This is a genomic window from Cellulosimicrobium sp. EB106-03-01-XG111 (assembly GCF_058792115.1).
Genome location: NZ_JBYTEQ010000021.1, coordinates 98,705 through 104,922 on the forward strand (window position 1 = coordinate 98,705; position 6,218 = coordinate 104,922).

Below are 6,218 nucleotides of genomic sequence, written 5' to 3' on the forward strand. Positions count from 1 at the left end.
CACTCCTGGAGCTTCGTCATGCCCACTTTCCCCGCCCCGCAGCCCCTGCCCGTCGTCGTCGACGTGCCGTTCGCCCACCTGCACGTGGTCGCCGGGGACCGCGACGACGTCGTCGTCACGGTCCTGCCGACCGACCCGGCCAAGTCGGGCAGCGTCCGCGCCGCCGAGGCGGTCCGCGTCGACGGCGACGGCAGCGCCCTCACGATCTCCTACCCCGGCTCGTGGAAGCAGTACGTGCTGCCGTTCGCGTCCGGCACCGCCGACATCACCGTCGAGCTGCCCGCGGGCTCCGACGTGCGCGGCAAGGCGGGCTCGCTCTACGCCGAGGGCAGCCTCGGCACCGTCGAGATGGCGCTCTCCGCCGGGGACGCCCGCGTCGAGGACGTCGACCGGCTCGACGTCAAGGCCTCGGCGGGCTCCGTGGCGGCGCGCCGCGTGCGGGGTTCGCTGGACGCCCGCGCCAGCGCCGGGTCGGTCCGCGTCGAGGAGGTCCGTGGCGAGGGCACGATCAAGGCGACGAACGGCACGACGACGGTCGGCGCCGTCACCGGCTCGCTCGCCGTGCACGGCGCGCACGGCGACATCGCGGTGGCGCGCGTCGCCGGCACGCTCACGGCGAAGTCCGCGCACGCCGGCATCCGGGTCGAGCGACTGGAGTCGGGGAGCGTCACCCTCGCGACGTCGTACGGCTCGATCGAGGTGGGCGTGCCCGAGGGGACCGCCGCGTTCCTCGACGCGAGCTCCGAGCACGGCAGCGTGCGCAACCACCTCACGCCCACGGAGGGCCCCGTCGAGGACGAGGCCACCGCGGAGATCCACGCCAGCACCGGGTTCGGCGACGTCGTCGTCCGCCGGCCCTGAACCACCCACCAGAACCCAGGGATCGGAGATCCGCAGATGTCTGCTGACCAGACCCTCGCCCCCGCCGTCCGGGTGCGAGGCATCGAGAAGTCGTACGGCGACCTGCGCGTGCTGCGTGGTGTCGACCTCGAGGTGGCGCGCGGGAGCATCGTCGCGCTGCTCGGGTCCAACGGAGCGGGCAAGACGACGCTCGTGCGGATCCTGTCCACCCTGCTCGCGCCGGACGCCGGCACCGCGACCGTCGACGGGTTCGACGTCGTCGCGCAGCCCGGGCACGTGCGCGAGTCCATCTCGCTGACGGGGCAGTTCGCCGCGGTCGACGAGGTGCTCACCGGACGGGAGAACCTCGTCCTCGTCGCCCGCCTGCGGCACCTCGCGGACCCGGGGCGCGTCGCGGACGAGCTGCTGGCCCGGTTCTCCCTGACCGACGCCGGGGCCCGCCGCGCCGGGACCTACTCCGGCGGGATGCGGCGCCGGCTCGACATCGCCATGAGCCTCATCGGCGACCCGCCGGTCATCTTCCTCGACGAGCCGACGACGGGGCTCGACCCGCAGGCCCGCATCGAGGTCTGGGCCACGGTGCGCGAGCTCGCCCGCGGCGGCACCACCGTGCTGCTCACCACCCAGTACCTCGACGAGGCCGAGCAGCTCGCCGACCGGATCGCGATCCTGCACCGCGGGACGATCATCCAGAACGGCACCCTGGCCGAGCTCAAGGCCCTGCTGCCCCCGGCGACCGTCGAGTACGTCGAGAAGCAGCCCTCCCTCGAGGACGTGTTCCTCGCGCTCGTCGGCGACGCCGGCGACAGCGCCCCCACCACGGACCGGACGAGCGCCGACGGCGTCCGCCCGGCAGGAGAGGAAGCCCGATGACCACCCACGCCCTGGCCGACACCCGTGCCCTCACGGGCCGCTCGCTGCGCCACGTCCTGCGCAGCCCGGACACGATCATCACGACCGCCGTGACCCCGATCGCGCTCATGCTCCTCTTCGTCTACGTGCTCGGGGGCGCGATCGACACCGGCAGCGGCGAGTCCTACGTGAACTACCTGCTGCCCGGCATCCTGCTCATCACCGTCGCGTCGGGCGTCGCGTACACGTCCTACCGCCTGTTCCTCGACCTGCAGGGCGGCATCGTCGAGCGCTTCCGGTCCATGCCCGTCGCCCGGTCCAGCGTCCTGTGGGCGCACGTGCTCACCTCGCTCGTGGCGAACCTCGTCTCCGTGACCCTCGTCGTGGGTGTCGCCCTCCTGCTGGGGTTCCGGACCGACGCGTCCGTCGGGGCGTGGCTCGCCGTCCTCGGCATCCTCGTCCTGTTCGTCCTCGCGCTGACCTGGCTCGCGGTCGTCGCCGGGCTGTCGGCCAAGACGGTCGACGGCGCGTCCGCCTTCAGCTACCCGCTGATCTTCCTGCCCTTCGTCAGCTCGGCGTTCGTCCCGACGGAGAGCATGCCGGGGCCGGTCGCGTGGTTCGCCGAGAACCAGCCGGTCACCGCGATCGTCGACACCCTGCGGTCCCTCTTCGCCGGCCAGCCCGTCGGGAGCGACATCTGGGTCGCGCTCGCGTGGCTCGTCGGCATCCTCGTCCTCGCCTACGCGTGGGCGACGGCGGTCTACCGGCGCCGCGTCGGCTGACGACCGCCGGGGACCGACGCCCGAGGGGCCGCGCGCGGGAGACCGTGCGCGGCCCCTCGCCCGTCCGCACCCCCGTGCCCCGGGGCCGACGCGCGGACCTTCGGTCCCGAGCCGGGGCGACCACCGGCCCTGTCCGGGAGGTCGCCCGGACGCGAGGATCGAGGTCGTGCAGACCCTCGCCCAGGCGGTGACCACCCAGTCGGAGGCGGCCCGGGAGAAGGTGCTCTTCGCCAGACGTCCCGGGCGCTACCTCGTCGCGGCGATGCTCGCGGGCGCGTACATCGGCGTCGGCGTCGTGCTCATGGTCGCGACGGCGGGCCCGTTCCTCGCCGCCGGGGCGCCCGCCGAGCGGCTCGTCGCCGGGGGCGTGTTCGCCGCGGCGCTGACGCTCGTCGTCTTCGCCGGGGCGGAGCTCGCCACGTCCGCGATGATGGTCCTCACCCAGGGCGTCGCGACGCGCGCTGTCCGCGTGCGCGACGCCGTCGCCACGCTGGGCCTGTGCCTCGTCGGCAACCTGGCCGGGTCGATGCTCTTCGGCTGGGCCGTCACGCAGGCGGGCGTGCTGCGCTCGAACGCGGCGGCGGGCGAGATGGTCGCCTCGATGCTCCGCGCGAAGGCGCACGAGACCGGGGGAGAGCTCTTCTTCCGCGGCGTGCTGTGCAACATCCTCGTGTGCGCCGCGATCTGGGCCTGCGGGCGCCTGCGCTCGGAGGCCGGCAAGGCGGTGATCCTGTTCTGGGGGATCCTCGCGTTCATCGCGTCCGGGTTCGAGCACGTCGTCGCCAACATGACGACGTTCTCCCTCGGGCTCTTCGGCGACCTCGGCCCGACGACGTGGGCCGACTTCGGCCGCAACCTCACCTGGGTGGGCCTCGGCAACCTCGTCGGCGGGGCCGTCGTCGTCGGGCTGGCGTACGTCGTCGTGGCCGGTCCGCGGGCGCGCGTGCTGCCGGAGGTGTGACCCCGGCGGCGGCCCGCCGCGGTCCGCAGGGCGGGACGGGCTTGGCCGAGGCCCGGGACGCGTGCCTATCATCGACCGACCCACAAGCACCCGGCGGGCCGTTGAGAGAGACGGAGGCCGGCGACAGATGGAGCAGCACGTGGCACTTGTCGTGCAGAAGTACGGCGGTTCGTCCGTCTCGGACGCCGAGAGCATCAAGCGGGTGGCCAAGCGCATCGCCGAGGCGAAGCGGGCCGGGAACGACGTCGTCGTCGTGGTCTCGGCCATGGGCGACACGACCGACGAGCTCATCGACCTCGCCCAGCAGGTCAGCCCTCTCCCGCCGCAGCGCGAGATGGACATCCTCCTCACCGCGGGCGAGCGCATCTCGATGTCGCTGCTCGCGATGGCGATCACCAGCCTCGGCGTGAAGGCGAAGTCGTTCACCGGGCAGCAGGCCGGTCTCATCACGGACGCTGTGCACGGCAAGGCGCGCATCGTCGACGTCGTCCCGACGCGCGTGCGCGAGACCCTCGACCGCGGCCAGGTCGCGATCGTCGCGGGGTTCCAGGGCGTGACGCAGGCGACGAACGACGTGACGACGCTCGGCCGCGGCGGGTCGGACACGACCGCGGTCGCGCTCGCCGCGGGGCTCGACGCCGACGTGTGCGAGATCTACACCGACGTGGACGGCGTGTTCACGGCGGACCCGCGCATCGTGCCGTCCGCCCGCAAGATCGACCGGATCACGTACGAGGAGATGCTCGAGATGGCGGCGAGCGGCGCGAAGGTCCTCGCGCTGCGCTGCGTCGAGTACGGCCGCCGGTACGGCGTCCCCATCCACGTGCGCTCGTCCTTCAACGGCAAGGACGGCACCTTCGTCAGCGCGGACGCGTACACCGCGCGCCCCGGCGCGAGCGCCGCCTCCCCGGCCGGCACCGCCGGCAGCACCGCAGACCTTCCCGAGGAGACCGTCATGGAAGACCCGATCATCTCCGGCGTCGCGCACGACCGCAGCGAGGCCAAGATCACCGTCGTCGGCGTGCCCGACGTCCCGGGCACGGCCGCGCGGATCTTCGAGGTCGTCGCGGGCTCGGGCGTGAACATCGACATGATCGTGCAGAACGTGTCGGCGGCCCGCACGGGCCTCACCGACATCTCGTTCTCCCTCCCCGAGGGCGACGGCCCGGCCGCGATGTCCGCGCTGTCGGCGCTGCAGGCCGAGATCGGGTTCGACTCGCTCCAGTTCGACGACCAGATCGGCAAGCTCTCGCTCGTCGGCGCGGGCATGAAGTCGCACCCCGGCGTCTCCGCGAAGCTGTTCGGCGCGCTGCGCGACGCGGGCATCAACATCGAGATGATCTCCACCTCGGAGATCCGCATCTCCGTCGTCACGCGCGAGGACTCGCTCGACGACGCGGTGCGTGCCGTGCACACCGCCTTCGAGCTCGACGCCGCCGACGGCGAGGCCGTCGTCTACGCCGGCACCGGCCGCTGACCCGACGCAGGAGAGGAACCCACCCATGAGCACCCAGAGCACCCCGGGCCTGCACCTCGCCGTCGTCGGCGCGACCGGCCAGGTCGGCGCGGTCATGCGCCGCCTCCTCGACGAGCGCGACCTGCCGGTCGCGAGCATCCGCTTCTTCGCGTCGGCGCGCTCCGCCGGGTCGACGCTCCCGTGGCGCGGGACCGACGTCGTCGTGGAGGACGTCGCCGCGACCCCGACCGAGGACCTGCGCGGCATCGACGTCGCGCTGTTCTCCGCGGGCGGCGCGACGTCGAAGGCGCAGGCCGAGCGGTTCGCCGCCGCGGGCGCCGTCGTCATCGACAACTCCTCCGCGTGGCGCATGGACCCCGACGTCCCGCTCGTCGTCTCGGAGGTGAACCCGGGCGCGCTGCGCGAGGCGCGCAAGGGCATCATCGCCAACCCGAACTGCACGACGATGGCCGCGATGCCCGTCCTCAAGCCGCTCGCGGACGAGGCCGGGCTGGAGCGCCTGATCGTCGCGACGTACCAGGCCGTCTCCGGCGCCGGGCTCGCCGGCGCGGAGGAGCTGCGCGCCCAGGCCGTCGCGGGCGCCCAGGCCGAGGCCGCCGCAGCCGACGGGTCCGGCCCGGGCCTCGTCGGTCTCGTGCACGACGGCGGCGCGGTCGCCTTCCCCGAGCCCACCGTCTTCCCGCGGAACGTCGCGTTCAACGTCGTCCCGCTCGCCGGGTCGATCGTCGACGACGGTCAGGAGGAGACGGACGAGGAGAAGAAGCTCCGCAACGAGTCGCGCAAGATCCTCGGGCTGCCCGAGCTCGCCGTCGCGGGCACGTGCGTGCGCGTCCCCGTGTTCACCGGGCACTCGCTCGCGATCCACGCCGAGTTCGGCGCCCCGATCACGCCCGACCGTGCGCGCGAGATCCTCGCCGACGCCCCCGGCGTCGCGCTCGCGGACGTGCCCAACCCGCTCGAGGCGGCGGGCAAGGACCCGTCGTTCGTCGGCCGGGTCCGCACCGACCAGTCGGTGCCGGGCGGGCGCGGTCTCGTGCTGTTCGTCTCGAACGACAACCTCCGCAAGGGCGCCGCGCTCAACGCGGTCCAGCTCGCCGAGCTCGTCGCGCAGGACCTCGACGGCGTCCGCGCCGCGTTCGCCCCGGCCCTCGCACAGTAGAGCCCCGGGTCCCGCGAGGTAGAAGCCCGGAACCGCGGGGTAGAGCCCCGGTCCCGGGGGGGGGGGGGGGGGGGGGGGGGGGGGGGGGGGGGGGGGGGGGGGGGGGGGGGGGGGGGGGGGGGGGGG

General features: G+C 73.9%; 6 protein-coding genes. All 6 read left to right on the top strand.

Annotation, left to right across the window (positions count from 1 at the left end):
- Nucleotides 1–18: 18 nt before the first annotated feature.
- Nucleotides 19–861 (top strand): DUF4097 family beta strand repeat-containing protein, encoded by an 843-nt coding sequence (locus AC3WT4_RS16305; RefSeq protein ID WP_074803085.1) that lies wholly within the window; start codon nucleotides 19–21, stop codon nucleotides 859–861.
- Nucleotides 862–897: 36 nt separating this feature from the next.
- Nucleotides 898–1,734 (top strand): ABC transporter ATP-binding protein, encoded by an 837-nt coding sequence (locus tag AC3WT4_RS16310; RefSeq protein ID WP_108050403.1) that lies wholly within the window; start codon nucleotides 898–900, stop codon nucleotides 1,732–1,734.
- On the top strand, nucleotides 1,731–2,495 hold the full coding sequence (locus AC3WT4_RS16315; RefSeq protein ID WP_400112929.1) for an ABC transporter permease: 765 nt from the start codon (nucleotides 1,731–1,733) through the stop codon (nucleotides 2,493–2,495). Before AC3WT4_RS16310 ends, AC3WT4_RS16315 begins: the two co-directional genes overlap by 4 nt.
- 166 nt (nucleotides 2,496–2,661) lie before the next feature.
- Complete coding sequence (locus AC3WT4_RS16320; protein ID WP_074803065.1) at nucleotides 2,662–3,456, top strand: formate/nitrite transporter family protein; 795 nt, start codon at nucleotides 2,662–2,664, stop codon at nucleotides 3,454–3,456.
- Between the two features lie 139 nt (nucleotides 3,457–3,595).
- Complete coding sequence (locus tag AC3WT4_RS16325) at nucleotides 3,596–4,933, top strand: aspartate kinase (RefSeq protein ID WP_074804183.1); 1,338 nt, start codon at nucleotides 3,596–3,598, stop codon at nucleotides 4,931–4,933.
- A gap of 25 nt (nucleotides 4,934–4,958) precedes the next feature.
- Entirely contained in the window at nucleotides 4,959–6,092 is a 1,134-nt protein-coding gene (locus AC3WT4_RS16330) for an aspartate-semialdehyde dehydrogenase (RefSeq protein WP_492315934.1), read from the top strand.
- Nucleotides 6,093–6,218: the final 126 nt, after the last annotated feature.